This is a genomic window from Bythopirellula superficialaquae, from assembly GCF_059632245.1.
In genome coordinates, this window is record NZ_CP197426.1 from 970,516 (window position 1) to 996,834 (window position 26,319).

At 55.3% G+C, this 26,319-nt stretch carries 23 protein-coding genes; 10 read left to right on the forward strand and 13 right to left on the reverse strand.

Annotated elements, in window-relative coordinates; all coding sequences use genetic code 11:
- Positions 1-178 precede the first annotated feature (178 nt).
- Genes SH678x_RS04020 through SH678x_RS04030 form a run of 3 tightly spaced genes read right to left on the reverse strand, consistent with a single transcriptional unit; the run spans position 179 to position 4,724 of the window.
- Complete coding sequence (locus SH678x_RS04020; RefSeq protein ID WP_496921599.1) at positions 179-3,370, reverse strand: hypothetical protein; 3,192 nt, start codon at positions 3,368-3,370, stop codon at positions 179-181.
- A complete protein-coding gene (locus tag SH678x_RS04025) occupies positions 3,367-4,332 on the reverse strand; it encodes an ABC transporter ATP-binding protein (RefSeq protein ID WP_496921600.1) in 966 nt (321 codons plus the stop codon). The genes SH678x_RS04020 and SH678x_RS04025 overlap by 4 nt, the downstream gene beginning before the upstream one ends.
- Positions 4,329-4,724, reverse strand: a complete 396-nt coding sequence (locus tag SH678x_RS04030) for a GntR family transcriptional regulator (protein WP_496921601.1) — start codon at positions 4,722-4,724, stop codon at positions 4,329-4,331. Before SH678x_RS04030 ends, SH678x_RS04025 begins: the two co-directional genes overlap by 4 nt.
- A 396-nt stretch (positions 4,725-5,120) precedes the next feature.
- On the opposite strand from SH678x_RS04030, the gene SH678x_RS04035 reads away from it, so the two are divergent.
- The gene (locus SH678x_RS04035; protein ID WP_496921602.1) at positions 5,121-6,092 is read left to right on the forward strand and encodes a DUF1559 family PulG-like putative transporter; all 972 of its coding nucleotides are present in this window, start codon (positions 5,121-5,123) and stop codon (positions 6,090-6,092) included.
- Positions 6,093-6,195: 103 nt separating this feature from the next.
- Here the strand turns inward: SH678x_RS04035 and ruvB are convergent, their stop codons facing one another.
- On the reverse strand, positions 6,196-7,278 hold the full coding sequence (gene ruvB, locus SH678x_RS04040) for a Holliday junction branch migration DNA helicase RuvB (protein ID WP_496921603.1): 1,083 nt from the start codon (positions 7,276-7,278) through the stop codon (positions 6,196-6,198).
- Positions 7,279-7,431: 153 nt separating this feature from the next.
- Between ruvB and SH678x_RS04045 the strand changes: the two genes are divergently transcribed.
- Entirely contained in the window at positions 7,432-8,541 is a 1,110-nt protein-coding gene (locus SH678x_RS04045) for a PrsW family glutamic-type intramembrane protease (protein ID WP_496921604.1), read from the forward strand.
- A gap of 75 nt (positions 8,542-8,616) precedes the next feature.
- On the opposite strand, the gene SH678x_RS04050 is transcribed toward SH678x_RS04045, so the two are convergent.
- Positions 8,617-9,387 (reverse strand): alpha/beta hydrolase, encoded by a 771-nt coding sequence (locus SH678x_RS04050; protein ID WP_496921605.1) that lies wholly within the window; start codon positions 9,385-9,387, stop codon positions 8,617-8,619.
- Between the two features lie 268 nt (positions 9,388-9,655).
- Here SH678x_RS04050 and SH678x_RS04055 point away from each other — a divergent pair, with 268 nt between their 5' ends.
- Entirely contained in the window at positions 9,656-10,228 is a 573-nt protein-coding gene (locus tag SH678x_RS04055) for a hypothetical protein (RefSeq protein WP_496921606.1), read from the forward strand.
- Between the two features lie 151 nt (positions 10,229-10,379).
- Here SH678x_RS04055 and ruvA read toward each other — a convergent pair whose 3' ends face one another.
- The 6 genes from ruvA to metK all read right to left on the reverse strand — a co-directional run bounded on the left by ruvA (position 10,380) and on the right by metK (position 16,121).
- The gene (ruvA, locus tag SH678x_RS04060; protein WP_496921607.1) at positions 10,380-11,003 is read right to left on the reverse strand and encodes a Holliday junction branch migration protein RuvA; all 624 of its coding nucleotides are present in this window, start codon (positions 11,001-11,003) and stop codon (positions 10,380-10,382) included.
- 79 nt (positions 11,004-11,082) lie between these two features.
- Positions 11,083-11,580: a crossover junction endodeoxyribonuclease RuvC gene (gene ruvC / locus SH678x_RS04065; protein WP_496921608.1), complete on the reverse strand. Its 498-nt coding sequence runs from the start codon at positions 11,578-11,580 to the stop codon at positions 11,083-11,085.
- Positions 11,581-11,694: 114 nt separating this feature from the next.
- A complete protein-coding gene (cysS, locus tag SH678x_RS04070) occupies positions 11,695-13,473 on the reverse strand; it encodes a cysteine--tRNA ligase (protein ID WP_496921609.1) in 1,779 nt (592 codons plus the stop codon).
- Between the two features lies 1 nt (position 13,474).
- Positions 13,475-13,963: a 2-C-methyl-D-erythritol 2,4-cyclodiphosphate synthase gene (ispF, locus tag SH678x_RS04075; protein WP_496921610.1), complete on the reverse strand. Its 489-nt coding sequence runs from the start codon at positions 13,961-13,963 to the stop codon at positions 13,475-13,477.
- Between the two features lie 99 nt (positions 13,964-14,062).
- A complete protein-coding gene (locus SH678x_RS04080) occupies positions 14,063-14,815 on the reverse strand; it encodes a hypothetical protein (RefSeq protein WP_496921611.1) in 753 nt (250 codons plus the stop codon).
- A gap of 121 nt (positions 14,816-14,936) precedes the next feature.
- Positions 14,937-16,121, reverse strand: a complete 1,185-nt coding sequence (gene metK / locus SH678x_RS04085) for a methionine adenosyltransferase (RefSeq protein ID WP_496921612.1) — start codon at positions 16,119-16,121, stop codon at positions 14,937-14,939.
- 324 nt (positions 16,122-16,445) lie between these two features.
- Between metK and SH678x_RS04090 the strand changes: the two genes are divergently transcribed.
- Positions 16,446-17,852, forward strand: coding sequence for a UTP--glucose-1-phosphate uridylyltransferase (locus SH678x_RS04090; protein WP_496921613.1), 1,407 nt, complete (start codon positions 16,446-16,448; stop codon positions 17,850-17,852).
- A gap of 31 nt (positions 17,853-17,883) precedes the next feature.
- The gene (cyaB, locus tag SH678x_RS04095) at positions 17,884-18,441 is read left to right on the forward strand and encodes a class IV adenylate cyclase (protein ID WP_496921614.1); all 558 of its coding nucleotides are present in this window, start codon (positions 17,884-17,886) and stop codon (positions 18,439-18,441) included.
- 94 nt (positions 18,442-18,535) lie between these two features.
- On the opposite strand, the gene SH678x_RS04100 is transcribed toward cyaB, so the two are convergent.
- Positions 18,536-19,207 carry a PEP-CTERM sorting domain-containing protein gene (locus SH678x_RS04100; protein WP_496921615.1) on the reverse strand — a complete coding sequence of 224 codons (672 nt, stop codon included), beginning with the start codon at positions 19,205-19,207 and terminating at the stop codon, positions 18,536-18,538.
- Between the two features lie 518 nt (positions 19,208-19,725).
- Between SH678x_RS04100 and lpxB the strand changes: the two genes are divergently transcribed.
- From lpxB to SH678x_RS04120, 4 genes are all read left to right on the forward strand, one after another.
- Positions 19,726-20,949 carry a lipid-A-disaccharide synthase gene (gene lpxB / locus SH678x_RS04105; RefSeq protein ID WP_496921616.1) on the forward strand — a complete coding sequence of 408 codons (1,224 nt, stop codon included), beginning with the start codon at positions 19,726-19,728 and terminating at the stop codon, positions 20,947-20,949.
- 11 nt (positions 20,950-20,960) lie between these two features.
- Positions 20,961-21,743, forward strand: a complete 783-nt coding sequence (locus tag SH678x_RS04110) for a site-2 protease family protein (RefSeq protein WP_496921617.1) — start codon at positions 20,961-20,963, stop codon at positions 21,741-21,743.
- A gap of 153 nt (positions 21,744-21,896) precedes the next feature.
- The gene (locus SH678x_RS04115) at positions 21,897-22,628 is read left to right on the forward strand and encodes a CBS domain-containing protein (protein ID WP_496921618.1); all 732 of its coding nucleotides are present in this window, start codon (positions 21,897-21,899) and stop codon (positions 22,626-22,628) included.
- 421 nt (positions 22,629-23,049) lie between these two features.
- Positions 23,050-23,172 (forward strand): hypothetical protein, encoded by a 123-nt coding sequence (locus SH678x_RS04120; protein WP_496923108.1) that lies wholly within the window; start codon positions 23,050-23,052, stop codon positions 23,170-23,172.
- 242 nt (positions 23,173-23,414) lie between these two features.
- Here the strand turns inward: SH678x_RS04120 and SH678x_RS04125 are convergent, their stop codons facing one another.
- Positions 23,415-24,488 carry an Mrp/NBP35 family ATP-binding protein gene (locus tag SH678x_RS04125; RefSeq protein WP_496921619.1) on the reverse strand — a complete coding sequence of 358 codons (1,074 nt, stop codon included), beginning with the start codon at positions 24,486-24,488 and terminating at the stop codon, positions 23,415-23,417.
- A gap of 510 nt (positions 24,489-24,998) precedes the next feature.
- Here SH678x_RS04125 and SH678x_RS04130 point away from each other — a divergent pair.
- On the forward strand, positions 24,999-26,225 hold the full coding sequence (locus SH678x_RS04130) for a M20/M25/M40 family metallo-hydrolase (RefSeq protein ID WP_496921620.1): 1,227 nt from the start codon (positions 24,999-25,001) through the stop codon (positions 26,223-26,225).
- The last annotated feature ends 94 nt before the right edge of the window (positions 26,226-26,319 follow it).

Below are 26,319 nucleotides of genomic sequence, written 5' to 3' on the forward strand. Positions count from 1 at the left end.
CTCGCGCCTTCCAACTTACTAATGTCTGTGAGCAATTGGGAAACGACCCAGAATACTGGCTTTTTGGGCTAAGTGTCAATGCCCGGTTTTGAGCGAAACACCGACAAAAAGCAGCGATTTGGTGCCCCTAGCCGGAGGGCCACGCCCTCCGGGATTCCCGGATCGCGTTGCGATCCGGCTAGGGGGCGTTTGTCGTCGGTTTGGTGCCTTGTGGGGCGTCGATTTTCGGGAGAGGGAAAACGAGGCGTTCGCGAGGTCTATTTAGCCAGCCGTACCCGAAGTGATACTCAGTGTTTTGGAACTCAAAAGAGGGCTCGTCAGTCTGTTTTTCTATCTCGATCCCGTCTGCGGAATCACCGTAGAAAACCATTCCAGCTTCTGCATGGCGACCAGATTCTGTTATCGAGAAGCCGGTTTGTTCGTACGGAGCGACGGTAACTAAATGCATGTTCCCGATACCGACACTCCAGAAGAATGGCGTATGAGCGGAGAGTTCAATTGGTCTTTGCAGGTCATACTTCAGTCCCTCTGGCTGATAAGAGAAGTAAGTTCCCGAATAAGGATCGACTGCTATTCCGTATGACAAATAATCAGGACTAAGCTCGACAAGATTTTCAGGATACTCTTCGTGATCGAGTTGGTAAGTAATCAGTGCAAGTTGCACCAAAAGCCCTCGTCGACTTGTTTCATCGGCAACCCAATTCTTGAGAAGGCTAGCAATTTCTCCACTGTGGCCAAACTGTTCAGCGGTCAGGAAGCTTGTAGCGCTCGTAGCGGCAGCATCGTTTGCCCAAGCACTTCGGCCCTCACCACCAGTGACGAGATCATTGTTGACAAAGATCATCCGATTTGGTGCGGCTTGGAGCAGATCGCGGACGCTGTTTACTCGTTGGGCAGCAGTGCCATAGCGAAAGCTTTTTGGTTGTATGAGGGTTTCGACGGCCACCGCATAATTAAGTGCTTGCAAAGTAAACCGGTCAAGCGCGACCAATGCTCGTTCTCGCTCCCCTGGTAAGGAGTTCAAAAAATAGTATTGAATGTTACCAAAGTTTTCAGCAACTGCTTGTCCCGAAAGAATTTTTTCCACAAAGTTGCGATAAAAGAGAATTCTATCGCTTGGCGTAGGCAGTTCGGCGAACCTCTGTTCAAGTTCAATGATGGACTCTTTGAGACGCTTGCTCGTTTGGTCACTATGTGTGGCCCATTTTAGAACTGCCTTGTAAAAATCATTTCTTCCTAATCGGTATATTCTGCTTTCATTTTCCCAGTACAGCTGTGGCATAAGTGGAACTATAGCTAGTAGGTGATGCCAAGCATCATCGAGCGACCCTTTTTTGGTGAGCCGCTGAGCATCTTCGGTCAGTAAATAAGCAAACTCTTGGACCGATTCTTCATCAATATGCGATGCATAGTCGTATGGCATGGCCGCACCAGGACGGTCAAGGATTTTGACGAGTTCAGGGATGGCAGTACGGTTCTTTTCATAAAAGTCTTGCTGCTGAGCGACTTGAAATCTCTCGATTGTTTTCACATCTTCGGGCGTCAATTTATCTCTATTTCTTGTGTAATAGAATTCAAAAGCACGGTCCGTGAGTAAGTAATCTTTGAACTTTTTGCCATCGATGACGACTTCGTCAATCGACAATGCAGGTTGTATGGAAACGAGCTCAATCTCTCGTTTTGTTTCTTGTTGATTCTTTTCTAACTCGGCAAATTTTTGGAACGCGGTTTCTAGTGGTTCGCGCCGAAAAGCATATGAACTAATCAAATACTTAATTTGCAAATTACGAATTATTGGAACCGCACTAAATAGTGCTACGAGGGGCAACACGATGACCATTGTCGGCACAATCCAGTGCTTCCATCGATTCTTCTGCAGGAGCCACTCAGGAACTCGCAGAAATGTCGCCGAGATTGCAGAGAGTCCAATGGGTAACACGAAAGCAAACGGATTCATCTCCCAAAGAAACATCAGCACCGACCATGCGGCTAAAACGACTGCAAACAAAACCGCCAGGAGGCCAGACAACAGCGATTGCTGAATGAGCATCGAGCAAAGCTGGCCGACGCCATAGGCCGAGACAAAGGCACACCAGAACGTTGCAATCCCACGGAGGGAAGTTCGCAGCAGAAAGCTCATCCTCCATGCTTGTACTTCCGGCGGGTCTATTGCGCTATAGTCCCGGCCCATCAGAGAAAACCAAGCCCAATCATGAAGAGAATTACTTTTCTCTTGGTTTATGATCTGATCGATTAACCATTGCCAGTAGGCGTAGTGAGCAATCATTCCTACGACCAACACAATCCCGAACCAAACAACATGCCGTGCCAGCCAAACGTAGCGTGGCTTCGCGGCGTGGGTCGCGAGAAACAGCCGGTGATCGCGCTGTTGATCGGCGCGGAAAGCGAGGGCACCCAACAGGGCCGGGGGAATCAACGCCACAAACGGCAGTGACTTGAGAAAGTCATGGGGTGAACTGATGTAGGCTGGCAGCATGAGGGATGTCATCAGCACTGCCGAGATCGCAATCGCGGCCAGCATCATTTTCCAGGATTCCCGCCACGTTTGCCATAAAAGCCGCGTGAACATCTTGGTTCTAGGCCACGCGGCGGTGTGAACACGAGCATGTGTGTTGCTTGCTGGTAGGTCGATGGTCATCGCACGACGCGAAACTCGTTCGTGCTTCCGACGGGGATAGAGCCATTGGCTGGCGAGGACAGAATCGAGGATCAATACGGCCAGGCAGATCAGCAGCCGACCCGGCACGGCGGCCCGATAGCCCTCCAGCGAAAAGGCATCATAAGCTTCAGTCGTGCCGAGGATCGCCAGCTGTGCGCCGAGTGAGGCACAAGCTATCGCGGCCACCGAGGCGAGCAAAGGTTGCTTCCACCAGAGTGAGAACAAAAGTCCCCAGGCGAGTCCTTCGAGTATACCCACGCCACCGAGTGCAAAGGCGAGCTCAGCGTGACGCGAATTCGACCACGTGTAGTCGGCGAGAAACCAACTTGTGAGCGAAAGCACACAGCCAAGTGCCACGGCTGTAGCAAAAGCCATGACCAGCTTGGTGGCGATGATGGGCGTTGCATTTCCGGGGAGCAGACGCAAATAGTCGCGCGTGCGCTCTTCCGTTTCGGCGCAGAACATCGTGATCGCTGCTCCGAAGGAATAGAGCGAGGCGGCAATCCAGGCGACGAGAAATCCTCCTTCCGGATAAGTCCGCATCGTGCCAGACGTGAGAATGTAGGGAAGGATTTGAAGAAATAAGCCAATCAGAAATGATGCCAGCCACAGCCCGCGCAGCATGCGGTATTCTTTCCAGGCAAACCGCGCGACGAGTGGCCGCGATGAGTTGATGCTGAGGGTGTTCATGAGTCACCTGTTATTCCCCGGCCAACTCCCAGGGATTGCAATCCCTGGGCGTTAGACAAGTCTTGTGCGGTACTTCTTTCGCTCTGCATATACGCCACGAAGATTTCTTCTAGGGACGGCGTCCGGGATTCCACGGCTAGCACATCGGCTTGCGCGGTTAGTGTGTTGAAATCAATGTCTTCATCACTACGCACGATAAGCTGCCATTGCTTGCCCTGTTGCCGACGGGCGATCACTTGGCCAGGAATCTCCGGTTCGCGCGTGCCGTTCATCGTGAACGTGAGCTCATGAATCTGGCACTTGAGCCGATCCAGCGACTCGACGACCAACAACTCACCTTCACGAACAATCGCCACGATGTCGGCCACCCGTTCGACTTCGCCGATTTGATGGCTGGAGAGAAACACCGTGCGTCCCGCGGCGGCGATATCGACCATGCTTTCCAAGAATTCGCGCCGCACGAGCGTGTCGAGCCCCGACGTGGGTTCATCGAGAATCAAAAGTTCGGGTTGAGGCGCAAGCGACAGGGAGAGCGAAACTTTGGCCCGCATCCCTTTCGACATTTGCGAGATCTTGCGATTGGTGGGCACGCGAAATTGTTCGAGCAGCTTGCGGTATTCGTGTTCGTAGGGTTCGGGATAAAAGCCAGCGGTGAACCAGCCGATTTCCGCGGCAGTCATCCATTCATACAGGGCAGGGCGTTCGGGGACGTAACCCACGCGGCGGCGGATTTCATCGCCCGCGCGTTGGCAATCGAGGCCCAGCATTTCGAGTTTGCCGGTGGTTGGTTCTTCCAGCCCCAGCAAGAGTTTGATTGTGGTCGTCTTGCCGGCGCCGTTTTCCCCCAGCAGTGCGAAGACCGTCCCCGAGGGAACGCTGAACGACACGTCGTTGAGCGCGACATGATTGCCGAAGCGCTTTGATACGCGCGTTACAACAATGGCAGGCTTTGGATCGCTCATGATTTTCCTCGCTGCCGCTTGGCGGCTTCCAATTCGGCGGTGAAAAGTTCTTGAAGCTCTTTGTCTTCGAGGCCGCTCAGATGGGCCTCGGTGAGCACGTCGTTGAGTCGTTGGCGAATCAACCGCTTGCGGTCGGCCTGGCAACCGCGCCGCGCGCCGCTTTCCACGGCGAGGCCCGTGCCACGTACCGCGGCGATGACCCCTTCGTCTTGCAATTGGCGATAAGCGCGGGCGACCGTGTTGGGATTGATTGCGAGCTCCTTGGCGAGCTCGCGCACGCTGGGAACAAGCTCGCCGGCAGTGAGTGTGCCATCGGCGACGGCAAATTTCACTTGCCGGACAATTTGATCGTAAACGGCCAGACCGTTATGCGCGTCGATGTGAAGAAACATAGGCGACACGATCAAGAAGAGACATGTGTACTGCTGTGATAGTACGGTAGGTGATGCTGGCGGCGATGTCAACACAAGGGCAGCAAAAAAATATGCGCAAGCTAGAGAAGATAAAAATCGTGCCAAACAATGCTTAGATGCTAGAAATCGCTAGCAAATGCGACGGTTTGCCGAAAGTTAGCTCGTTTGCGCGATTTCCAAGATTTCACAACGCGATGTTCGGTTTGACACGATTTTCAAACTCGGCCTACAATCGGGGCAACACTGTCGGGGATCGCATCGGATCGGTTCTCGTTCTCTCCCACCACCTAATCCTGCCTGTTTGCCGTCTGTGTGATTGCTTTCTTGTCGAGGCTGTTCGCGGGCAAACCATCATTAGCACAAAGGAGAAGCACTATGCGCGTCAAGACGACACGTGGCTTTACTCTGGTTGAACTTTTGGTCGTGATCGCGATTATCGGTCTGTTGGTCGCTTTGTTGTTGCCCGCGATTCAAGCGGCGCGCGAATCGGCCCGCCGAAATCAATGCACCAATAACCTCAAACAAATTGGCATCGCGCTCCAGTCACGTCACGATTCCAAGAAAGTTTTCCCGTCGGGCCGCACGGGCCGACCGTCCACGGGAAATTCAGGCGTGACACAATATGGCGTTTCCTGGGCATTTGAGTTATTGCCCTACGTCGAGCAAACGGCCCTTTATCAGGCACTGATCAAATCGTTGCCTTGCTCCGACCCACAAAACCAATTGGCCATGCGCTCGCCGGTGAGCACCTTCGTTTGCCCCAGCCGGCGCGAACCCGTGGCGGATCGCGACTTTGACAACAACGATCAACCCGCCGCGGAAGAAAATCGTGGCGTTGCCGCTGGCGGCGACTACAAGGGAAGCACCGGTTTGGACATTGACTTTGGCATCGACAATCTCAATGGCGAACCGGCCGGCGCGGTGGGCGGAGCGCTTTACACGTTCTCGCGTAACAGCATTCGCAACGTGACCGACGGCACGTCACAAACGATTGCCGTGGGTGAGAAATACATTCCCACCGAAGACGAAGTGATGCAGGCTCACCCCAACACAGACCCAGCGATGATGCACTACCGACAGGGTGACACCGCTTACTTTGCGGGGGATCACCGGTTTGCGATTCTTGCTGATACGAAGTGCGGCATGGCGCACGGCGAGATTCCTGCGGGAGCGACCTGTGGTGCTGCAAATCTCTGGGAACAATTTGGCAGCGAGCATCCGGGCCTGAGCAACTTCGTGTTTCTCGACGGCCACGTGCAGTTGATTCAGCAATCGGTGGATCCCATTGTGTTGCAGCGTGTGTCGACGATCTCGGATGATCAGATCATCGATATGAACAGCCTGTAAGCGGTTGCTGTAGCTGGCAACGGTTTTACACAACAAGAGCAACTAGCCCTCGGCGCAAGCCGAGGGTTTTTTTGTTGCCATCACCATCAGCTTGCACTGAAGGCTACTCTTCTTCAAACAATGGCAACGGTCCGTCATTGCGAAAGCGGGCCGATTCGTCTGGCGGTGTCGCGCCGAGATGGGTGTAGCCCGCGGCGGTGAGTTTGCGCCCGCGCGGCGTGCGGACGACGAGCTCCGCGCGTAAGAGAAACGGTTCGACTTCGTCGGTGAGCGTATCAGTAGCCGTGTTCATGGTGTGGGCGACGGCCTCGACGCCGACGGGCCCGCCGTGGAAGACTCGCAAGATTGTATCGAGATATTTGCGGTCTTGCGGATCGAGACCCAGGTGATCGACCCCGAGCATCTTGAGCGCGGTTTGCGAGACTTCCTTCGTGATCTCGCCATCGGCACGGCTTGTGGCGTAATCGCGGACCCAGCGGAGGCGATTGTTCGCCACGCGGGGCGTGCCACGGCTGCATGAGGCAATTTGTATCGCGGCATCTTCGGCGATGGGGATCCGCAGCTTGCCCGCGTTGCGGCGGACTATCTCGGTGAGCTCTTCCAGGCTGTAGAACTCCAAATGTTCGCGCACTTGGAACCGATCGCGAAGTGGTGCTGAAAGCAAACCGCTCCGCGTCGTGGCGCCGATGATCGTGAACGGTCGGAGCGACATATTCACCGTACGGGCCGACACCCCTTCGCCGAGCGTGATGTCGATGCGAAAGTCTTCCATCGCCGGGTACATGAACTCTTCAACCGCCTTGGGGAGGCGGTGAATTTCGTCGATGAACAGGATCGAACCTTCCTCGGCGTTGCTCAAGTAGGGAAGCAAATCCTTGGGGGCGGTTAGCGCGGCACCGCTAGCAATTTGCAGTGGCACATTGAGTGCGCGGGGGATGCACATGGCGAACGTCGTTTTGCCCAAGCCGGGAGGACCATCGAGCAAGATATGCCCCAATGGCTCGCCGCGAATCAGCGCGGCATCAACCGCGATCCGCAGCCGCTCATAAACTTCCCGCTGGCCGACCATATCCTCCATCCGCGTAGGACGGAGCGCGACGTCTTCTTCGCGCGTAGGCCGCTCGGTTTGGAAGGCCTCGACGGGGGGCACGGCATCGGCGGCAGATAGGATAGGTTCGCGAGGCATCGAGTCTCACCAGGAATCTGAACACTTGTACGCTAAGTGCCGATAATATATCAAATCGGCACGTGATGAGGAAACCGTGAATCTGGGGTTCGCTAAGCTGCCAGCGGCTGTTTGCCGCTTAGCGATCCCTGTTCAACCTGCAATAATCACCGCATGACTTGGTCCAATTATCTCCGCGTGAAGACTCGCGACCCCGCTTTTCTGTGGCGGATGGTGATCGCCATTATTGGAATTGGCATCGTGCTGGGGTGGCTCGCTGACCGCTGGGCGGTCGGGCCGCTCGATGTACTTTTGGGTGGGGACGACTCGGACTGGAAGCAGTTGGAAGCTCTGGCAGCCAACGGCCAGTGGTGGGAAGTGTGGTGGGGCGTGCCACGCGAAATCTTTAGCGATTTTACCTCTCCCGGCGCGGTCGCGTTGGCGGTGTTCGCTGGTTGCTGTTGGTTGATCTTTTTATGGCAAGCCCTGCGCGTGGAGCCTCCTTGGGATTGGCGGTTGGCATTCACGTTGTTCGCCGTCGCTTTAGGAGTGCTAAGTATTTGGCCCACCGGTTTCTTGATTCTGTATCAGGAACAAGGCTGGGGTCTGCGCGAAGAGATGGAACTCGTGCCCGGGCTGCGGTTTTTTATCTTGGGCGTGGGCTTACGCGAAGAGTTGGCCAAATTTATCTGCTTTCTGCCGTTGATGCCGCTACTGTTGCGCAAGCGTGACGAGATGCTCGCGCTAATCACCGCCGCGTGCGTCGGCTTGGGATTTGCCATCGAAGAGAACATCGGTTATCTCACGGGGAGCCGCGGCACCGACACCTTGGGGAGATTTCTCACGGCCAATCCTTTGCACATCGCGCTCACCGGACTGATCGGCTTGAACGCCTACCGTGCCTTCCGTGATCCCAAAAACTGGGGACCACAAGCCTTGGCCATGTTTGGCTTGATGGTGTTTGCTCACGGCCTGTACGACGCCGCGATTTCGCTGCCGGCACTGAGTGATATCTCGTTCGCGAGTTCGATTATTTTCGCGTTCGTGCTCTATCAGTTTTTTCACGAACTGCGTGGTTTACGACCCAAGGGGCATGACACGATCAGCCTGAGCGCGACATTTTTATGTGGTGTCTCGCTACTCGCCGCGGCGACGTTCATCTACATCAGTTCCATCGTGGGGGCCCAGACCGCGGCCGACACGTTGATGACCGACATCGTGAGCCTCGGCGTGATGGTTTACCTGTTCCTACGCGAGATGCCCGAGACGATGGTCAGCGTTTAAGAATTCTCATAGCCGCAGGCGGAAGCCCGCGGTTGAATGGGTGACAGCCACTGGCTTCCGCCTGCGGCTAGAACATCAAGATGCGATCTTCAATGGACGCAGCGCATCCAGAAATTCAACGAGCGCATCGTAACAAAATTCCGGCAGCGGACCACTGTGGTCGCCATCTTCGACGGTCAGAAATTTTTTGTGCTTGCTGGGGGCTGCGTCAAAGAGCTTTTTGCCCAACACATACGGCACGATCGAATCGTTGGTTCCGTGGGCTTGCAGCAACGGGCCGTGATAATTTTTGATCCGCTCGATGGAAGAAAAACGGTTCTTCATCACCAATCGCACAGGCAGCCACGGATAGTTGTGCGCTGCGGCGTCGGTCAGTTCCGAGAACGTGCGGTCGAGCACCAAACCACGGACCTCGAATTCCGCGGCCAGCGCGACCGCCACGGCGCCCCCCAATGAGCGACCGAGAAGCACGACGTCGCTGGGGTCGAGACCCGTTTTGTTGGCAAGCCAGTGGAGTGCTTCGCGTCCATCGGCAATCAGATTGACTTCATGTGGCTTGCCGGCACTGCGACCGTAACCACGGTAATCCCAAGCAAAGACGGTGATGCCTATCCGGTCGTGCAAAATCTTGAGTCGGTTGGCCAAGTGGGCCACATATTCGCCGTTGCCGTGGCAATACAAAACCACAGCTCGTGGATTGGGGTGTGGAACGTACCAGCCATGCAGCTTCGTGCCGTCGGCGGCATCGAAGTACACATCCTCAAACGCCAGGTCGGGGGCTTCCCAGTCACGCTCATTGAGCCTTGGCCTGGGAAAGACGAGCCATTGTTCAAGTAGGCTAAGCATGGCGACTTGCCCCAAGGAAAGGGATGCTAACTCGGGGAATAAGAAAAGCACGCGGCCAGTGGAGCCGCTCTTCCATTGTAATGGGCTGCCATCACAGGTCGACTGTTTTGCCCTGCCGGCCAGCCACGGCCCGAAAAATCATGGACTTTGGTAACAATTCAAGAGAGTTGGACGATTATGGCGGTGGAAATGCTTGGCGCTCGGCTTGCCGCAGAATTACAATGTGGTCGCAAGGCGGAACCATTCTTTTTGTAGTAAGGGCATTACCATGCGAGTTCTGTTGGGGGGATTGATCGGTGCGGCAGCCAGCGCGGCGGCTTGGTTTTTTCTGGAATACACTACCCAACACGAACTGAGTTGGCTGGCGATTGCCGTCGGACTCGTTACGGGGATGTGTGTCAACGCGGGGGCTCCCGCTGGGGCACCACAAAGCTATGGCCGCGCGGCCCTGGCCGTGGCACTCACGTTGCTGGCGATTGTGGGAGGACGCGGCGTTTACGCCAAGGTCATGCAGAACATGAGCCAGGTCACCACCGTCATGCCAGCCAATCCGACGGCTCCTCCGGGAGAAGTCGCCGTTCAAGAAGCCCAAGACGAAGTCGCCAACGGCGAAGCTGCGGATGATGCTGAAACTGCAGGGGACCAACAACGGCAAGCCACCGGCACGGTGTCGGGAGCTGGACGCATCCCTAAGCCCACGGTCAATAGTTACAAAGAAGCCGAGGTCGTGTGGATGGCCCTGGCGGCCCTCGCGGCATATCTCACTGGCAAGGGCAGTGGCAAGGCAGGGCCTGTCACAGCGGATGCCCCGACAGCCCCCGAAGGTTCGGCGCCCGCGTGACTGTGGCTGACCTCTGTGAGGTCGGAGATCCGGCTTGCAGTACCTTCACGTATTGAGAACGTGAAGTGATTGAAGCCAGATTCCTCGGGTCGCAGCAATAATTAATATTAATAAAGCTGGCCCTCGGAATAACGCGTTCGCAAGGGATCCGCTAAGCATTCCGCTGTTCGTAAACAGCGTGGAGTAACTCTTCGACGTCTTTGAATTTCTTCTTGCGCGAGAGGGCGTCGTCGAGCAATCTGCGCGCGTCGGATTCGCTATGACCGAGCGCGCGGAGCACCTCAAAGGCTTCGCTGACGACGTCGCGTTCCACGACGGCGGCATGCGGTGCGTCACGCGCGACAAGCAGCGCAAATTTGGGCACCTTGCGGCGCAGCTTGGCGATGATTCGTTCCGAGGTGGCGGCACCCACGCCGGGTAGGGTACTCAGTCCCTTCGTGTCTTGATTCTCGATCATCTCGGCCACGTCTTGCACGGGCCGGACCATCGCTCGCAGTGCTTTACGCACCCCCACGCCATCGACCTGACAAAAGAGCTCAAAGAACTCGCGTTCGATGCTGTTGAGAAATCCAATCAGCCGTGGCGTCATGCGGCCCTGCATCGGATTGCCTTCGAGATATTCAATCGTGTGCAGGCTGATTTCTTGGCCGATCTTGTCTTGCAAGTGCCGGCGGGCGAATTCGGGGATCAATACTTCGTATTCAAACGCCCCCACGGCCAAGGTGAGTGTTTCACCAGAGACGGCCAGCGGACGACCTGTAATTTTAGTAATCATGCAGGGATGATAGCCGCCGGGAGCACAAGACGAAAGCCACGTTAGCCGGCATCGTCCCGATGCCGTGTGGAGTAGTTACTTAATCCGCGTTCATCTGCGTGCCATGTCTCGCCGTACAAAAATGGCAAAACGCAATCGCCAAAGCATCGGCCACGTCAGGTGGCTCGGGGAGTGTGGCTAAATTCAACTCGCGTTGAATCGCCAATTGCATTTGCGACTTTGGCGCCCGGCCATTGCCGGTGAGCGTTTTTTTTACCTGTGTGGCGGCATAGTCGACCACTTCGATGCCCGCTTCACTCGCCGCGAGGCAGATCACACCCCGGGCGTGACCCATGAGAATCGCCGTCGTTGGTCGATCATAATGCGAATAAAGTTTCTCAAGCGCCAAAACGTCGGGCTTGAGGCTGGTCAGCACTTCGGTCAACCCGTCGTAGATTTCACGGATCCGCTCGGGCATCGAACCACGGGGGGTACTGCGGACCACACCCGCTTCAATCAGCCGCGGCTTACGGCCAGAAATTTCCAGCACACCGTAGCCGGTGGTGTTGAGTCCAGGATCGATCCCGAGAATACGCATAAGAATGAAAATAAAGAAATAGAACACGGATGAACACAGATTGAGCAGATCAACACAGATTCGCTCCGCGTATATCCGCCCAATCTGCGTTTGTCTGCGTTCTATGATTGATAACTATGCCTTGTTCCACTCGGTGCTGCCGGCGCGGTCTTCTAGCGTCACCCCCAACGCGGCCAGACGGTCGCGGATCGCATCGGAAGTCGCGAAATCCTTAGTCGTTCGAGCCGTTTGGCGCAACTCGATCAAGAGCTTCATGATGCCATCGAGTGTGTCAGCGCCGCCGCCGGACCATTCGGTGCCGCCGGCACGATCTTCGAGCGTGATCCCCAGCGGGCCAATACCGTCGCGGATCGCGTCCGCCGTGGCAAATTTTTTGCTCGCCCGCGCTTCGGTTCGCAAGTCGATCACTAGCTGCATGACTTGGTTCAACAACTCGTCCGATCCAGTGCTCGTTGAAGTGGGCTGGCCGAATAAACCTAGGATCGCCGAGAGCTCGCGTAGTACAGAGCAACCCTTCTCGAATGGTTCGATTTTTGCCGCACGACGAGACGGAAAATCAAGCTCAGCTCCGTCACAATAACGGTTGAGTGTTCGCACGAGTTCAAACAATTCTCCAATCGCGCCGCCTGTGTTGAAGTCGTCATCCATTGCAGTGATAAACTTTTTGCGGAGAATTACGACTTGATCAAGCAATTCACTAGCTCCCGGATCGAATTCACCTGCCTCTCGAGTCTTAGCAAACTCGAGATCGTAAAAACTCTTCTCTGAAATCCGCTCGTAGCGCTTGAAGAACCGATAAAATGTTTCGAGGCCTGTGCCGGCTTCTTCGATGGCGGGCTCGTTGAACAGGACCGTGCTGCGATAATGGGTCCGCAACAGGAAGAAGCGGAGCCGCTCACCTCCTTGGCGTTCGATCAGTTGCGCGAGGCCTCCCGCACCCTTGGAGCGGCTCATTTTGCCGGAGACTTGTTCAGCTTCACCGCCGGCACTGCCCACTGAAGCGGGCTCGCCGGACTCGCGTTCGGCGCGGCCCCCGACTTTGCCCGCGGCGTTTGAGGCGCGCAACAAACCATTGTGGGCCCAATAAGTGACCATCGGTTTCCCGTGGCAGCATTCGCTTTGGGCGATTTCGTTTTCGTGATGGGGGAACACAAGGTCCAGCCCGCCACCGTGAATGTCGAATGTTTCGCCCAGCAGTTTGAGGCTCATCGCAGAGCATTCAATATGCCAACCCGGTCGGCCTTTGCCCCACGGGCTCTCCCACGAGGGTTCGTCGGGCTTGGCTGTTTTCCACAAAGCGAAATCGGCGAGGCCCTTCTTGCGTGCCGCCGTGCCGCCCCCTTCGCCTTGCATTTCTTCGACGTTGCGGTTGCTTAGCTTGCCGTATTCGCGATCTTTGCCGACTTCAAAATACACGTCGCCTGCCGACTCGTAGGCGTAACCTTGCTCGACCAACGATTCAATCAGCGCGATGATCTCGTCCATACAATCGGTGGCGCGGGGAAAGTGATCGATCTGGTCGACGCCCAGGGCGTTGAGATTGAAGTTGTAATCAGCGATGTTCTCCTCGGCGACGTCGAGCATCGAAATGCCGCGTTCGTTGGCCTTCTTGATGAGCTTGTCGTCGACGTCGGTGATATTCACGACCCAAGTGACGTCGTAGCCGCAGTAGACCAAGTAGCGCTTGATACAATCGAAGATCACCGGCCCGACCATGTGCCCAATGTGGGCCTTGTCGTAAACTGTGGGGCCGCACAGATAGATGCCGACTTTGCCCGGCTCGACGGTTTTGAATTCCGTTTTGGTTTTGTTCAGCGTGCTGTAAATCTTCAGCGACGGATGGGGATTGGGAACGGTCGTCTTGTTCATCTTTGTTTGTGTCGCGGTGCTCATGTTACATTAGTTCCAACAGGGCCACGCAATGGGCCTGAATGAGAGTTTGTTCGCCGATGGGGCCAACCCCTTCGCCGGTTTTGGCTTTGATATTCACTTGTGACGTGGCCACCGACAGGACCGCCGCCAGTTGCGAGCGGATCGCTTCCTTATACGGTGCGAGCTTCGGTTGCTGGGCGGAAATCACACAGTCGAGGTTCACCAATTGGAAGCCCGCCTGCTGCACGCGGCCGTAAGCGATCCGCAGCATGTCTGCCGAATCACGGCCACGATTCTCCTCCGCGGTGTCGGGAAACAGCTCGCCGATGTCGGGTAGTCCCACCGCACCGAGCAAGGCGTCGGTCACCGCGTGTAGTAGCACGTCGGCATCGCTATGCCCCACCGCATGTCGGTCGTGGGGAATCTCCACGCCACCCAGCCGCAAGGGCCCACCCGGCGCAAGCCGATGGCTGTCTTCGCCTAAACCGATACGTTGGGGGCTCGTGGCCATTCTCCTTATCGCAAGCACCTTATCGCAAGCGCGCGTGATTATACGAGGATTGAGAAAAACGGACAACGCGAGTTGGCAGGCGTGGCAATTTGGGCAGTATTACGTTGCCTGCGACGAAGCCGTGAGATAAATAGTGACGCTCGTTTCTTCCCAAGCCGGGCTCGCGAGCCGCAGATCGATTCGTGCCCCGTGGGGGAATGCTTGCACGATTTTGCATTCGGAAACATTTTCGTCAGCCGCTTCGGTTGTGATCTCGGGCACGGTGGCGAGTGGTGGGCAGAAGCCGACATAGACCGTGGCGTGTCGCTGGCCCATTTGGAAGTCAGCCCGCAGAGTAGCGTGAATCGTTTCGTGACCGGCTCCATCGCGGGTCCGGGTGATCTGCTGGATTTGATCGTCAGCCAGCTGGGTCGGAATAGCTGTTTTTGCTGACGAGAAAGTTGTAAAGAATTTGCCCACAGACAAAAACTGATCGGCAGCGATCAGTGGCAACCACACCAGCCAATCTCGGGAGGTTGTACTCAAGCCGAGTGCGAGCAGTGGTAAGGTCAGCCAGGAACTCCCCATCATCCAACGATTGTAGATCCAATGATCGTAAGGAGTCGCCCCAAGCAAATTGTGCCGCCAGAGGATGCGTAGGCCCTCGACGATTGCGAACGCGACGAGCCCCGTCACGACGAGCATCAGAAATGGAAGTTCGACCGTAAAAGCGCCCATCATCCTGCGGACGACGAGAAACAGCGCGAGCCCAATGAGCGTGGCGAGGGCACCGACGACAAATCCTGCGATCGCGCGCGGCGAAAGCAATTCCTTCGATTCTTCCTGCCAGGTGATGGGTGGGCTGGTCGTCATGCCGCGACGATACCGTAGTTTGCCAGCCAGTGCCACAAGGATTCGTGACCAGGGCGCATAAAAAAACCGCGAAGTGCTGGGTCGGCACTTCGCGGTTCGATAACTTTAAGTCGCGATCAACTTACCGAGCAGCAGCGGTTTGCTTGGCGGCGGCGGCGAGCTTCGGAGCCAAATCGGTCTTCTCCCACGAGAATTCCGGTTCGCTACGGCCAAAGTGGCCACCCGCGGCGGTCTTTTGGTAAATCGGCCGACGCAGATCCAAGTGCTTGATGATTCCTGCGGGGGTCAGCGACACAAACTCCTTGAGCAGTTCGCAAATCCGCGAATCATCAATCGTGCCAGTTTCTTCGGTATCGACGTACACGCTCACTGGCTCGGAGACGCCAATCGCATAGGCCAACTGCACTTCGCAGCGCTCGGCCAAGCCGGCAGCGACGATATTCTTGGCCAAATAGCGGGCCATGTAAGCGGCACTGCGGTCGACCTTGGTGGGGTCCTTGCCGCTGAACGCGCCACCACCGTGACGACCCCAACCGCCGTAGGTGTCGACGATAATCTTGCGACCGGTCAAACCCGAGTCGCCGTGGGGGCCACCCACCACGAACCGACCCGTCGGGTTGATGTGGTAGATAATGTCATCGTCGACCAATTCTTGGGGAAGTTCAGGCTTGATGATCTTTTCGATGATGAACTTGTTGATCTCTTCGTTTGACACTTCAGGGCTGTGTTGAGTCGAAACCACAACCGTGTCGATTCGCACGGGCGTGTTGCCGTCGAACTCGACCGTGACTTGGCTCTTGCTGTCGGGACGGAGCCAATTAACTTCACCCTTTTGACGGGCCTCGGTGAGCCGGTTCAGAATGCGATGCGACAAAGCAATCGGCAGCGGCATCAATTCGGGGGTGTCGTTGCAGGCGTAACCAAACATCAGGCCTTGGTCACCGGCTCCAACGTCTTTGCCCTTCTCGGCGTTGTCATCGACGCCCATGGCAATGTCAGGCGATTGGCTGTGCAGACGGACCAGCACTTCGCAGGTCTTGTCGTTAAAGCCGATGTCATCATGGGTGTAGCCAACTTCGCGAATGACCCGGCGGGCAACTTTCTCGAAGTCGACCTTGGCCTTGCTCGTGATCTCACCAGCCAGCGCACAAAAGTCGGTTGTGACCAGCGTTTCGCAAGCGACCCGGCTCATTGGATCTTCTGCCAATAGGGCGTCCAAGATTCCATCGGAAATCTGATCGGCCAACTTGTCAGGGTGACCCATGCTGACCGCTTCGCTGGTGAACAAATACTTGCCTGATGACACGAGGTAACTCCTGAAGTAAAAGCCGAGCTTTGTATGGGAAGTAATAGGGCGCGCTCACGGGGCAGAACCCGAACTTTCCAGTATATTCTCGGGGAGGGCCCCTGAGCAACACCCTGCGCAAGCGTTTACCACCAGGGGTAGGCGCGCCTGCCGCAAGGCCTTGATAATCATTGTTTTCATGCCACTGCACTCCGGTACGTCGTCACCATGGCTCGCTGGCCCCGCCACGTTTGGACATCCCTTTTAACGTACGGAATTATCTTCCTCTTATTCCCGGCACTCTGCCTGTTGGCTTATGCCTGGGTTCAACAATGGATTTTCTGAATGCCACCCGTCGTTGTCAGTAAAGAATATCTGGTCGCTCGGCTATCACCCTTCGGCCAGGAACACCTCGTCGAGTTCTGGGACGAACTCAACGACGTCCAGCGTCAGCATTTGGCCGCTCAGATTGAGATGGTCGATCTCGAACTGATCGATTCCTTGTCGCGGGGCAAAGTCGATCAGCCCGATTGGGTCGAACTCTCGCGGCGTGCCGAACCGCCGCCAGCCGTGCGGTTGGGAGAAGCCTCGGAAGCCGAAATGCTGCAAGCCCTCGAATGCGGCCATGCCGCGCTGCAGGCTGGTAAGGTTGGGGTGCTCGTCGTGGCGGGAGGGCAGGGGAGCCGGCTCGGTTTCGATTTGCCGAAGAGCATGTATCCGATCGGGCCGATTTCCGGCGCGACTCTCATGCAGATTCACGTCGAGAAGGTGATTGCGAACGCCAAGCGATATGGCGCTTCGATTCCTCTCTATATTATGACGAGCCCCGCCACTCACGCCGACACGGTCAAGTTCTTGGCGGAGAACAGCAATTTCGGACTCGCCGACGAGGACATCGTCGTCTTTTGTCAGGGGACGATGCCCGCGATCTCCATCGAGGGTGGCAAGCTCCTGCTCGCCGAGAAGGGGGAGTTGTTTTTAAGTCCCGACGGTCACGGCGGTACGGTGGCGGCTTTGGGGGCGAGCGGCGCGCTCAACCAGATGCGTGCCCGCGGCATCGAGCAGTTGTTCTATTTCCAAGTCGACAACCCGCTCGTGCCGATTTGCGATCCGCAATTGATCGGGTATCACCTGCTCACCAAGTCGGAGCTGACGTCGATTGCCGTGCAGAAAAAGCATCCCCACGAAAAGTGGGGCAACTTTGCGATGATCGACGATCGAATGCATGTGATCGAGTACAGCGATATTCCCGACGATGTGGCGGAACGGCGCAACCTCGATGGCGGGCTGAAGTTTTGGGCTGGCAGTTTGGCGATTCATATTTTCGAGCGCGAATTGCTGGAACGAGCGATCAAGCTCAAAGACATGATGCCCTTCCACATCGCCAAGAAAAAAGTGCCCTACGTCAACACGGCGGGCGAGAAGATCAATCCTAGCGAACCGAACGCACTCAAGTTCGAACGATTCATATTTGACTTGTTGCCGCAAGCCGCGCGGCCGTTGGTGGTGGAATACCGCGAAGAAGAATGCCTGGCCCCGCTCAAGAATGCGTCGGGGGCAGCGGTCGACACGCCCGAATATGTTCGTGAAATGCTACTTAAGCAGTATCGCCGCTGGTTACTGGCGGCGGGGGCCGTCGTGCCCGAGGGGGTTGATGTCGAAATCAGCCCACTCTTCGCGCTCGATGCCGCGCAAGTGGCCGAACGCGTGGCGCCTGGCCAAAAGTTCGATAAATCACAATACCTTAAATAGCCGGCTCATCCTGAGCCGGAAAGTTCCAATCATGCCGCTCGAAATCGAACAAAAATACCGCGTTGCGAATCTCGCTCTCATCGAAGCGGCGCTCACCGAGCAGGGAGCAACACTCTCGGATGCGGTGACTCAAGTCGATTGCTACTACGCCCATCCGCAGCGCGACTTCGGCCAGACCGACGAAGCCTTTCGGATGCGTGCCGTCGGGCCGCAGAATTTTTTGACGTACAAAGGGCCCAAGCTCGACCAAACCACCAAGTCACGGGTCGAACATGAAGTGCGGCTGGCCGACGGTCCCGACGCCGTCGGAGCGATTGGCGAGATCTTGCGGGCATTAAGTTTCACGCCGGCATCGATCGTCCGCAAGAATCGGCGAACTTGCCAATTGAAACGCGCAGGTTTTGCCATCGAAGTGGCGCTCGACGACGTTCGCAAGGTGGGAACATTCGTCGAACTCGAAATCGGCGTCAAGGATGAAGCACAAGCCGACGCCGCGAAAGCAGCGATCGCCGTTCTCGCCAAGGAACTTGGCCTCAGCGAAGTCGAACGCCGGAGTTATCTGGAACTCGTGATCGCGAATCGGCAGTAATTTTTCATTTAGCCGCGGTGCTTGCACCGCGCTCCGGAAAAATAACCAAGAACGCTAATGACCACTAATCTTCGCTAATCTTTATTAGTGGGCATTAGCGAAGATTAGCGTTCTTGGATCTCCGAACTAATAACGAGCCGCAACCCATCAACAGCAGCGCAATGCTGTGTGGCTCAGGCACGGCGCGGTACAACCAGAAGGGACCGATGTCGCCAACGCCGAATATCGGGCCGTCTAGCCACAAGAAAGGTCCATCCGAGTACACTCCTCCACCAGTTTGTGCATATACAGGATGATTGATTTGTCCCGGTTGAGGAGGAGTAAAGTTGCTAAAGATATAGACATTGGTGTCATCAAATATTGGATTCTCGTCGACAAAACCTTTGGCAATCAGACCATTAGACCACCTCGTGTCACCAAGTAAGCCTCCTGTAGCCCAGACGGTAATTCCGAGTGTATCAATCAACTGCTCTGCATATGGGCCAGGTGTCCAATTCCATCCGACACCCGCCGACGCTGCCAGCGCGCTAACATCTCCTAACATCGCAAACTGAAACCCCGAGAGCCTGCCGCCTGGCTCCATTTGGGTTAGGACATCGGAGAGTTCGAGTCCACCAGTTTCTGGTAGGTCGAGCCACGCCCGTTTGTTGATTGTGTCGTAAGTCAGCAGACCATCGCCCGGCGCGGAGAGGTCCATCTCGATCACACCTGCGTGAACGGAAGAAATGGTAACGAAGCAGATGAGCAGAGCGACAAAACGGAGCATGGCAAAAAGTCTCTAGGTCGATGGGCAATTGCCGGGATCGTGGGCCAATTTTTTCAAACCGTCAACGGCAGGTTGTGGGCACACGAGTTTTTCATAATCTTATTCAGCGCGCATGGCGGTTCAAATCTACTAACCGGCCAAAGATCGTTGCTGAATTTGGCCGCGCGAGGTGCTATTGTGAATTGCCCGTAGCTAGGCAGCGCGCCTTGTCACGAATAGTTTTTGATTCACAGCCTCAACGATTACGACCAAAACTCGGTGTGTTTTGTCACGTGAGAAAATTGTTAACACCTTACGGTAAACGACTTGCAACATCGGCGTGTTCCAAAACCCAGGAGTTTCGTCACCAAAGTTGGGACCCCGGCAGAAGTGACAAAAGCCGTGGTGAAAAAAGTCGCACTGGCGCTAGCAGGAAATTGAACTTTTCCTCAATTACCCAATCTGCCATACTCCCGCCCCAAATTTGTATCGCGAAACATCGTCTTAGCCGGGCCGCAACGCCGGTCCGGGAGAACACTATGCGCATCTTTTTCTCAGTGGGCGAACCCAGCGGCGACCTGCATGGCTCGAATCTCATTCGCGCGCTCCGCGCGCGGCACCCCGAGTGGGAGTTCGTGGGCTATGGCGGGCCAAAGATGGCGGACACCGGTTGCCAACTCAATTTTGATCTCACACAGCTCGCCGTGATGTGGCTGGGGCAGGCGCTGGCCAACTACAACAAGTTTCGACGCTTGGTCAAGCAAGCGGATGAGTACTTTCAGAAGCATCGGCCCGACGCGGTCGTGCTGATCGACTATCCGGGCTTCAATTGGCACATCGCCAAGGCGGCGAAGGCCCAGGGGATCCCTGTGATTTACTATGGCACGCCACAGCTGTGGGCGTGGGCGAGTTGGCGGGTCAAAAAGATGCAGTGCTACGTCGACCACGTGCTCTGCAAGTTGCCATTTGAAGAGCAATGGTTTCGTGAGCGTGGCTGCCAAGCGACCTTCGTGGGCCATCCCTATTTCGACGAGCTCGAGGCTCAGCAGTTGGATCAAACCTTCATCAACCGGCTGCAAACCGATGATCGGCCATTGGTGACGATTCTGCCCGGCTCGCGAACGCAGGAAGTGAAGAGCAACCTGTTGCCCTTCTTGAAGACAGCCAAGCTGATCCGCGAGGCCGTACCAAATGTGCGGTTTGCGGTGGCTGGGTTCAAGGAAAGCCAGCGAGCCCTGGCTCAAGAGATCATCGACGACTCGGGAATTTATGCCGAGCTGTATATCGCCAAGACTCCGGAGCTCATTCATGCGGCCAAGTGCTGCCTGGCTTGTTCGGGTTCGGTTTCACTGGAACTGCTGTATCGCACGAAACCGACGGCGATTCTCTATCAGATTTCGCGGCTGGCTTTTACCGTGCAGAAGTGGCTCCGCACCGTGCGGTACATCACGCTCGTGAATTTGCTCACCGCCAAGGAACCGTTTGCCACCACCGAAGCAGGCCATTACGACCCTGCCGACCCACGCGACGAGCATGTGCTGATGCCCGAGTATCTCACGTGCGAAGATCGCTCGGCCGACTTGGCGCGGCATATTATTGATTGGTTGAAGTTTGAACCGGCGCTACAGAAGAACGTCCAAGGACTCACTGCGCTCAAAGCACGAGTGGGCCACGGGGGAGCTTCGGTCCGTGCCGCCGAGTATATTGAGAAGTTATTCGTGGAGCCCGCTGTTCGACCCGTCACGAAGCCGCAGGCGGCTTAAGGGAGACCTGCATGTTGTTGGTGGAACCACCACCGAGCCAAGGTGACCTTCACTTTCGGTTGTTTGACATTCCAATTCGCATTCACCCCTACTTTTGGTTGGTGACGCTGATCATGGGTTTGGGGGGGAGTGATACTCCACCGCAAGAAGTTTTGGTTTGGATTGCCGCGGTCGTGATCTCGATTGTCATTCACGAACTGGGCCACGCCCTCACGCAGCGTCACTTCGGAGGCCAACCACGTATCGTGCTTTACGGTATGGGGGGCTTGGCAATCTGCGAAGACTGTGACCGCAGCACGCGAGCACAGATTCTGATTTCACTCGCCGGACCATGCGCGGGGTTTGCGTTTGCGTTGGTGTTGATGGCGCTCATGCAAATCATGGGTCAGGGGCTCGCGATTATGATTGGCGATCGCGTGATCTACGAGTCAGGCGCCGTGCAAGGTGCGCGGGGGATTTCGCTGTTGGGAGTGGGCATTTATTGGCATGGAATGACCAATCAGTATGCCCAGAAGTTCGTATTTAACTTGTTATTTATCAACGTCTTATGGGGACTTGTGAATCTGCTCCCCATTTACCCGCTCGATGGGGGGAGGATCTCACGCGAAGTCTGTCAGATCGGCAATCCGCGCGGTGGAATTATCTTGTCGCTTCAGATTTCCATGTTTGCCGCCGCCGCGATGGCCATCTTCGGGCTCGTCGTGTGGCAATCGATCTTCACCGCGATTATGTTCGGTTATCTTGCTTATTCGAGTTATCAAACGCTGGAAGCGTATCGTCAAAACCTATGGTAAGAGTAATGATCACTCGAACGGTCAAAATTATGAAGAACGCTATACAACATCTAGCGTTATACGGCCTTGGATACGAGTGACAATCAACATGTATGGTCTCAGATTGAGACTTCATCAAAGCCAACGCAAGTTGTTTTGTTAGGCGCGAGCAACTTGTCGCGCTCGTTTCCCAGCGCGGTTGAAGCCGCTTATCGATCGAGCGCGAATCCTCTTTCGATTCATGTCGCGATGGGCTTTGGACGTTCGTATGGACGAGAATCGGGCTTCTTAGGAAAAAAATTTTCAGGAATTTCTTGCGCGCGAATTTGGGAAGCTTTGGATAACAATTCGGCTTCATCAACAATCGCGTTCGTGACCGATGTTGGCAACGATTTAGGCTATGAACAACCAGTCGATGAGATCATCGCGTGGGTGGAAACGTGCGTTGCGCGACTCCAGCAGCACGGCGCGGATGTCGTGCTCACTGACCTGCCACTCGGTGTCTTGACCGCGATGAGCGAAGCCAAATTTTATCTCTTGCGATCGGTTTTATTTCCGAATTGTCAGCTCAGTTGGCGAGAAATGCTGGACCGTGCCACGGGGCTCAGCCTACGGCTGAAGGAATTAGCTAAAACGCAAAAAATATCTATTTTTACTGTGCCAAATGCGTGGTATGGATTTGATCCCATTCATCCCCGTTCACGGTTTATGCGTGACTATTGGCTTGAGTTGTTCGCAATTTTGGCGTCCCACAATTCGATAACGTTCGGACGACGACTTTCTCTGCGCAGCTATTGGCGCTTGCGAACTTTGACCACTCCTGGGCTTGGTCGAAACGTACCCAAGGGGCAATTTTCATCAAGGCAATTTTTGCTTGCCGATGGGACGAGCATCGCTCTCTACTAATCGCCTGGTTGTGGGTCGTCGATAACATGCGCGCGAAGTAAAAAAGATGTCCTCTGAACCGCGTTTGACGAAAAATTTTCTTCCAGAATTCATTTTTTTATAAAAAATGTGTTGCACAAATTCGATGAATTCGTACAAATACGACCTATGAAGCATGACGCTAGCAACTTTTACATTGCATTGCCCTATTCATTTTCATTTTTCATTCTGGATTAAACGAGGGGCCTAAAGACAACGAAGTCGAACGGTGACAAAGAAGTCAACACTCAACGCAAGACATCGAAGTCGTAAATCAATGATCTGTCGTGACGCCCTGGAAGGGTGACATGTTTTTCTTTCGGGGTGACCGCTGTTCTGTGTTCAATTGAATTTGAATAGAACAAGTTACCATTGACCTTTTTTTGTTACGGAGGATTCTGTAATGGCTAAGAAAAAGAAAGCTGCTAAAAAAGCAGCTCCCAAGAAGGCAGCTAAGAAGAAGACTGCTAAGAAGAAGACCGCCAAGAAGAAGACGGCCAAGAAGAAGACCGCAAAGAAGAAGTAACTGGAGTACTTCGCTTTCACGAAAGCTCATCGCTCGCGGTGAGTTTTCGTGTGTTAGGTCGAGACGGACCGCTTTCCTTTTCCCAGGAGGCGGTCTTTTTTTGCGCGCTACGAGAATGAGCTGATAGCATAATTGCTAATCCAAAGGCCGCTTGAAGTTAGGAAAGGGCTGGTTGCGAAACGACCAGCAGTAGCCGACAACTTGTCCACGCGGGCATACGCCCTGCTTGGACAATCGAGGCATCACAGGATCGAAAGCGTCGGCAGCGGCGGATGGGCCGCCCTTTGCATTGCGATATTCTTCACGAGGCTGTAGCAAATGCGCTTGAAATGGGGCGCAGATTCTTGATCGACGAAGTTGTTTGTCGTCTCACCAGCATCGCCACGTTCGCGAATCGCAATTTGAATTGGCACTTCGCCTAAGAAGGGAACGCTCAACTCTTCCGCTTTCCGCCGCGCACCTCCCGTGCCGAAGATGTCGTAGCGTTTGCCGTTGTCAGGGCAGAGAAAGTAGCTCATGTTTTCAACGACGCCGAGGATCGGAATGTTCACTTTGTTGAACATGGCGATCGCTTTCACCGCATCAAGCAACGCCACGTCCTGCGGAGTACAGACGACGACAGCTCCCGTGAGTGGCATCAGCTGCGAGAGAGTCAGCGCGATATCGCCCGTGCCTGGAGGCATGTCGATGATCAGATAATCGAGATCTCCCCAATTCGTATCGCGCAAGAATTGCGTGAGTGCTCCGTGAAGCATCGGGCCACGCCACACAACGGCTTCTCCCGGCGGTACGAGAAAACCCATGCTCATGACGCGCATTCCGTCGACGACGATAGGTTGCAGTTGGCGTTCTATCGCTTGGGGACGTTCGTCCACACCCAGTAAATGCGGCACGCTGGGGCCATAAACATCGGCATCAAGTAGACCGACTTTGCATCCCGCCCGTTGCAAGCCACAAGCAATCGAAACCGCGACCGTGCTCTTGCCGACGCCCCCCTTGCCCGAGCCAACAGCGATGACGCTCTTGGCAGTGAGGCCCAACGTGCCGATAGGTTCTGCTGGCCGATCGAGTGGAACGATTTCCACGTGCACCGTGGGATTGCTGGGGAGCTTTGATCGCAATTGTTCGGCAAGCTGATCGCGGGTGTCCTGCCAGAGCAGCGCGGAATAGCTGGTGAGCGCGAGCGTGACCTTGATTTCGTTGCCGTCGATTGCCAGATCACGAATCTGATCGAGCTGCCATAGTTTGCGGCCTGTCTCGGGATCGGGGATAGTCTTGAGGATTTCTTCAACCTGTTGGCGATCGATGGCAGACATTGTGATTGAAACTCGAACAAAAGCGGGCAAAAATGAAGTAAGAAAGAACAACCTTCCTCTGGGCCTCCCACTCAACCATATCGACCTGAATCGGCTTGCCAAGGCGTGAAAGTACTAAGGCTGATTGGCGAGCCTGGAATCGCGCAAGGACGCGAGGCGCAACACAACCAATCCCCACTTCGCTTGGCCTCTAAGTGCAGGAGAAATTACCGCAAATGCGGCAGTAGGCCCATAAATGCGACAAAAGGAAAGCGGGGGAGCCTTGCAGGTTTTTGCCGTTGATATTGCGCAAATCGGAAGAAAAAATAAGCGCATAAAAAATCCCCCTGTGGGTGGGGCAGCAACCCACAGAGGGCGAACGACGTAGGAAGCCTACGTAAGCCCGATTCTAGCGTCCCCTTACCGTTTAATCAAACACTTTTGCAGAATCTTCTGAAAATTTCGAGAAACGGGGGTGGGATCGGCTACCATAGTGGCCAAGCTCAGAAGACTAGTCATAGATTTATGTCCATGAACGTTAAAGACTTACTGCAAAATCTGCTGGCGATTCCCAGCGTGAATCCGGTGTTTGGAGCCGAGGATCCGAGTTGGGTGGGCGAGCGGCTGCTGACCGATTTCCTGGAAAAATGGGTGAACGAGCGAGGATGGCAATGGCTGCGACAGGAAGTTCATCCCGGGCGTGAGAACCTTGTTGTCCTCATACCAGCTGCGTCCGGAACCTCTGACCTGCCTGTTACGCTATGGGAAGTTCATCAGGATACCGTGGGTGTGGCGGGGATGACCGTAGATCCCTGCGGCAGCACAGAGCGTGAGGGCCGTATTTATGGCCGTGGTGCTTGCGACGTGAAAGGGGGCATGGCTGCCATGCTGACGGCCCTAGCCACAGCTGAAGATCGCAATGGCACAATTCTACTCGCATTAACCGTCAATGAGGAGTGTGGCTTTACGGGCGCTAAGGCGTTGGCCCGACTCTGGGCGCGACCCAGTGACTCGGATGTGTTCCAGCGTGTGGAACAGGAGAAAGTCCGGGGCACATTCTCTCTGGAAGACCTGCGCAAATTACGCCCAGACCGCGCTGTCGTGGCTGAGCCTACGGAGTTCGCGGTTGTGGTCACGCACAAAGGGATCGTCCGTTGGAGGTGTCATTCACGGGGACGAGCTGCGCATTCGTCTCAGCCTCAGCAGGGCAAGAATGCCATTTACTCGATGACGGATGTGATCGCAGCGATTCGTGAATTTGATCGTGAAGTGTTGATGCATCGTGGAGCGGATTGCCTTTGCGGTCGCCCAACGGTCTCCGTGAATACAATCCACGGTGGTACGGGAGCTAATGTTGTGCCTGATCATGCGGTGATTGATATCGACCGGCGACTCATGCCCGGCGAAATTCCCAGCGATGCGCAACAGGAACTCGTCGAGTACATTTCCAAGCGTGTGAATGCTGAAGCGTGCGTCGAACACGAAGCTCCTTGGAACCAAAGTCGAGGCATGCTTGCTGGCGAGAATCAGTCATGGGCAAATGAAGTTTCTCAAGTATCAAGCTTTGCTGGCCGTAGAAGTGATATTGTTGGCGTTCCGTATGGGACCGATGCGTGGGTCTTTGCGGCAGTTGGAATTCCCACGGTGGTAATCGGTCCAGGGAGCATCGCTCAAGCCCACACCGAGGACGAGTGGATTTCTGTGGCAGAGCTCGAACGTGGGGTGGAAGTTTATCGCCGGTTGGCGACCAATCTTTGATGGTCTTACTCGTTCTCGCGCAGGGCATTCTTTCGCAAACGCAAATCCTTGTGAATTGGCGAAGTTTCGTTGTGATTCGCTCGCAAGTTTCCCT

Bases quoted from the DNA above. Each gene is read 5' to 3' on its own strand.
- SH678x_RS04125 (WP_496921619.1), bottom strand. From the start codon at position 24,488: ATGTCTGCCATCGATCGCCAACAGGTTGAAGAAATCCTCAAGACTATC.
- SH678x_RS04110 (WP_496921617.1), top strand. From the start codon at position 20,961: ATGTTGTTGGTGGAACCACCACCGAGCCAAGGTGACCTTCACTTTCGG.
- SH678x_RS04130 (WP_496921620.1), top strand. From the start codon at position 24,999: ATGAACGTTAAAGACTTACTGCAAAATCTGCTGGCGATTCCCAGCGTG.
- SH678x_RS04035 (WP_496921602.1), top strand. From the start codon at position 5,121: ATGCGCGTCAAGACGACACGTGGCTTTACTCTGGTTGAACTTTTGGTC.
- SH678x_RS04045 (WP_496921604.1), top strand. From the start codon at position 7,432: ATGACTTGGTCCAATTATCTCCGCGTGAAGACTCGCGACCCCGCTTTT.
- SH678x_RS04025 (WP_496921600.1), bottom strand. From the start codon at position 4,332: ATGAGCGATCCAAAGCCTGCCATTGTTGTAACGCGCGTATCAAAGCGC.
- SH678x_RS04055 (WP_496921606.1), top strand. From the start codon at position 9,656: ATGCGAGTTCTGTTGGGGGGATTGATCGGTGCGGCAGCCAGCGCGGCG.
- cysS (WP_496921609.1), bottom strand. From the start codon at position 13,473: ATGAGCACCGCGACACAAACAAAGATGAACAAGACGACCGTTCCCAAT.
- SH678x_RS04030 (WP_496921601.1), bottom strand. From the start codon at position 4,724: ATGTTTCTTCACATCGACGCGCATAACGGTCTGGCCGTTTACGATCAA.
- ruvA (WP_496921607.1), bottom strand. From the start codon at position 11,003: ATGATTACTAAAATTACAGGTCGTCCGCTGGCCGTCTCTGGTGAAACA.
- lpxB (WP_496921616.1), top strand. From the start codon at position 19,726: ATGCGCATCTTTTTCTCAGTGGGCGAACCCAGCGGCGACCTGCATGGC.
- SH678x_RS04080 (WP_496921611.1), bottom strand. From the start codon at position 14,815: ATGACGACCAGCCCACCCATCACCTGGCAGGAAGAATCGAAGGAATTG.
- SH678x_RS04090 (WP_496921613.1), top strand. From the start codon at position 16,446: ATGCCACCCGTCGTTGTCAGTAAAGAATATCTGGTCGCTCGGCTATCA.
- ispF (WP_496921610.1), bottom strand. From the start codon at position 13,963: ATGGCCACGAGCCCCCAACGTATCGGTTTAGGCGAAGACAGCCATCGG.
- SH678x_RS04050 (WP_496921605.1), bottom strand. From the start codon at position 9,387: ATGCTTAGCCTACTTGAACAATGGCTCGTCTTTCCCAGGCCAAGGCTC.
- SH678x_RS04100 (WP_496921615.1), bottom strand. From the start codon at position 19,207: ATGCTCCGTTTTGTCGCTCTGCTCATCTGCTTCGTTACCATTTCTTCC.
- SH678x_RS04120 (WP_496923108.1), top strand. From the start codon at position 23,050: ATGGCTAAGAAAAAGAAAGCTGCTAAAAAAGCAGCTCCCAAGAAGGCA.
- ruvB (WP_496921603.1), bottom strand. From the start codon at position 7,278: ATGCCTCGCGAACCTATCCTATCTGCCGCCGATGCCGTGCCCCCCGTC.
- SH678x_RS04020 (WP_496921599.1), bottom strand. From the start codon at position 3,370: ATGAACACCCTCAGCATCAACTCATCGCGGCCACTCGTCGCGCGGTTT.
- ruvC (WP_496921608.1), bottom strand. From the start codon at position 11,580: ATGCGTATTCTCGGGATCGATCCTGGACTCAACACCACCGGCTACGGT.
- cyaB (WP_496921614.1), top strand. From the start codon at position 17,884: ATGCCGCTCGAAATCGAACAAAAATACCGCGTTGCGAATCTCGCTCTC.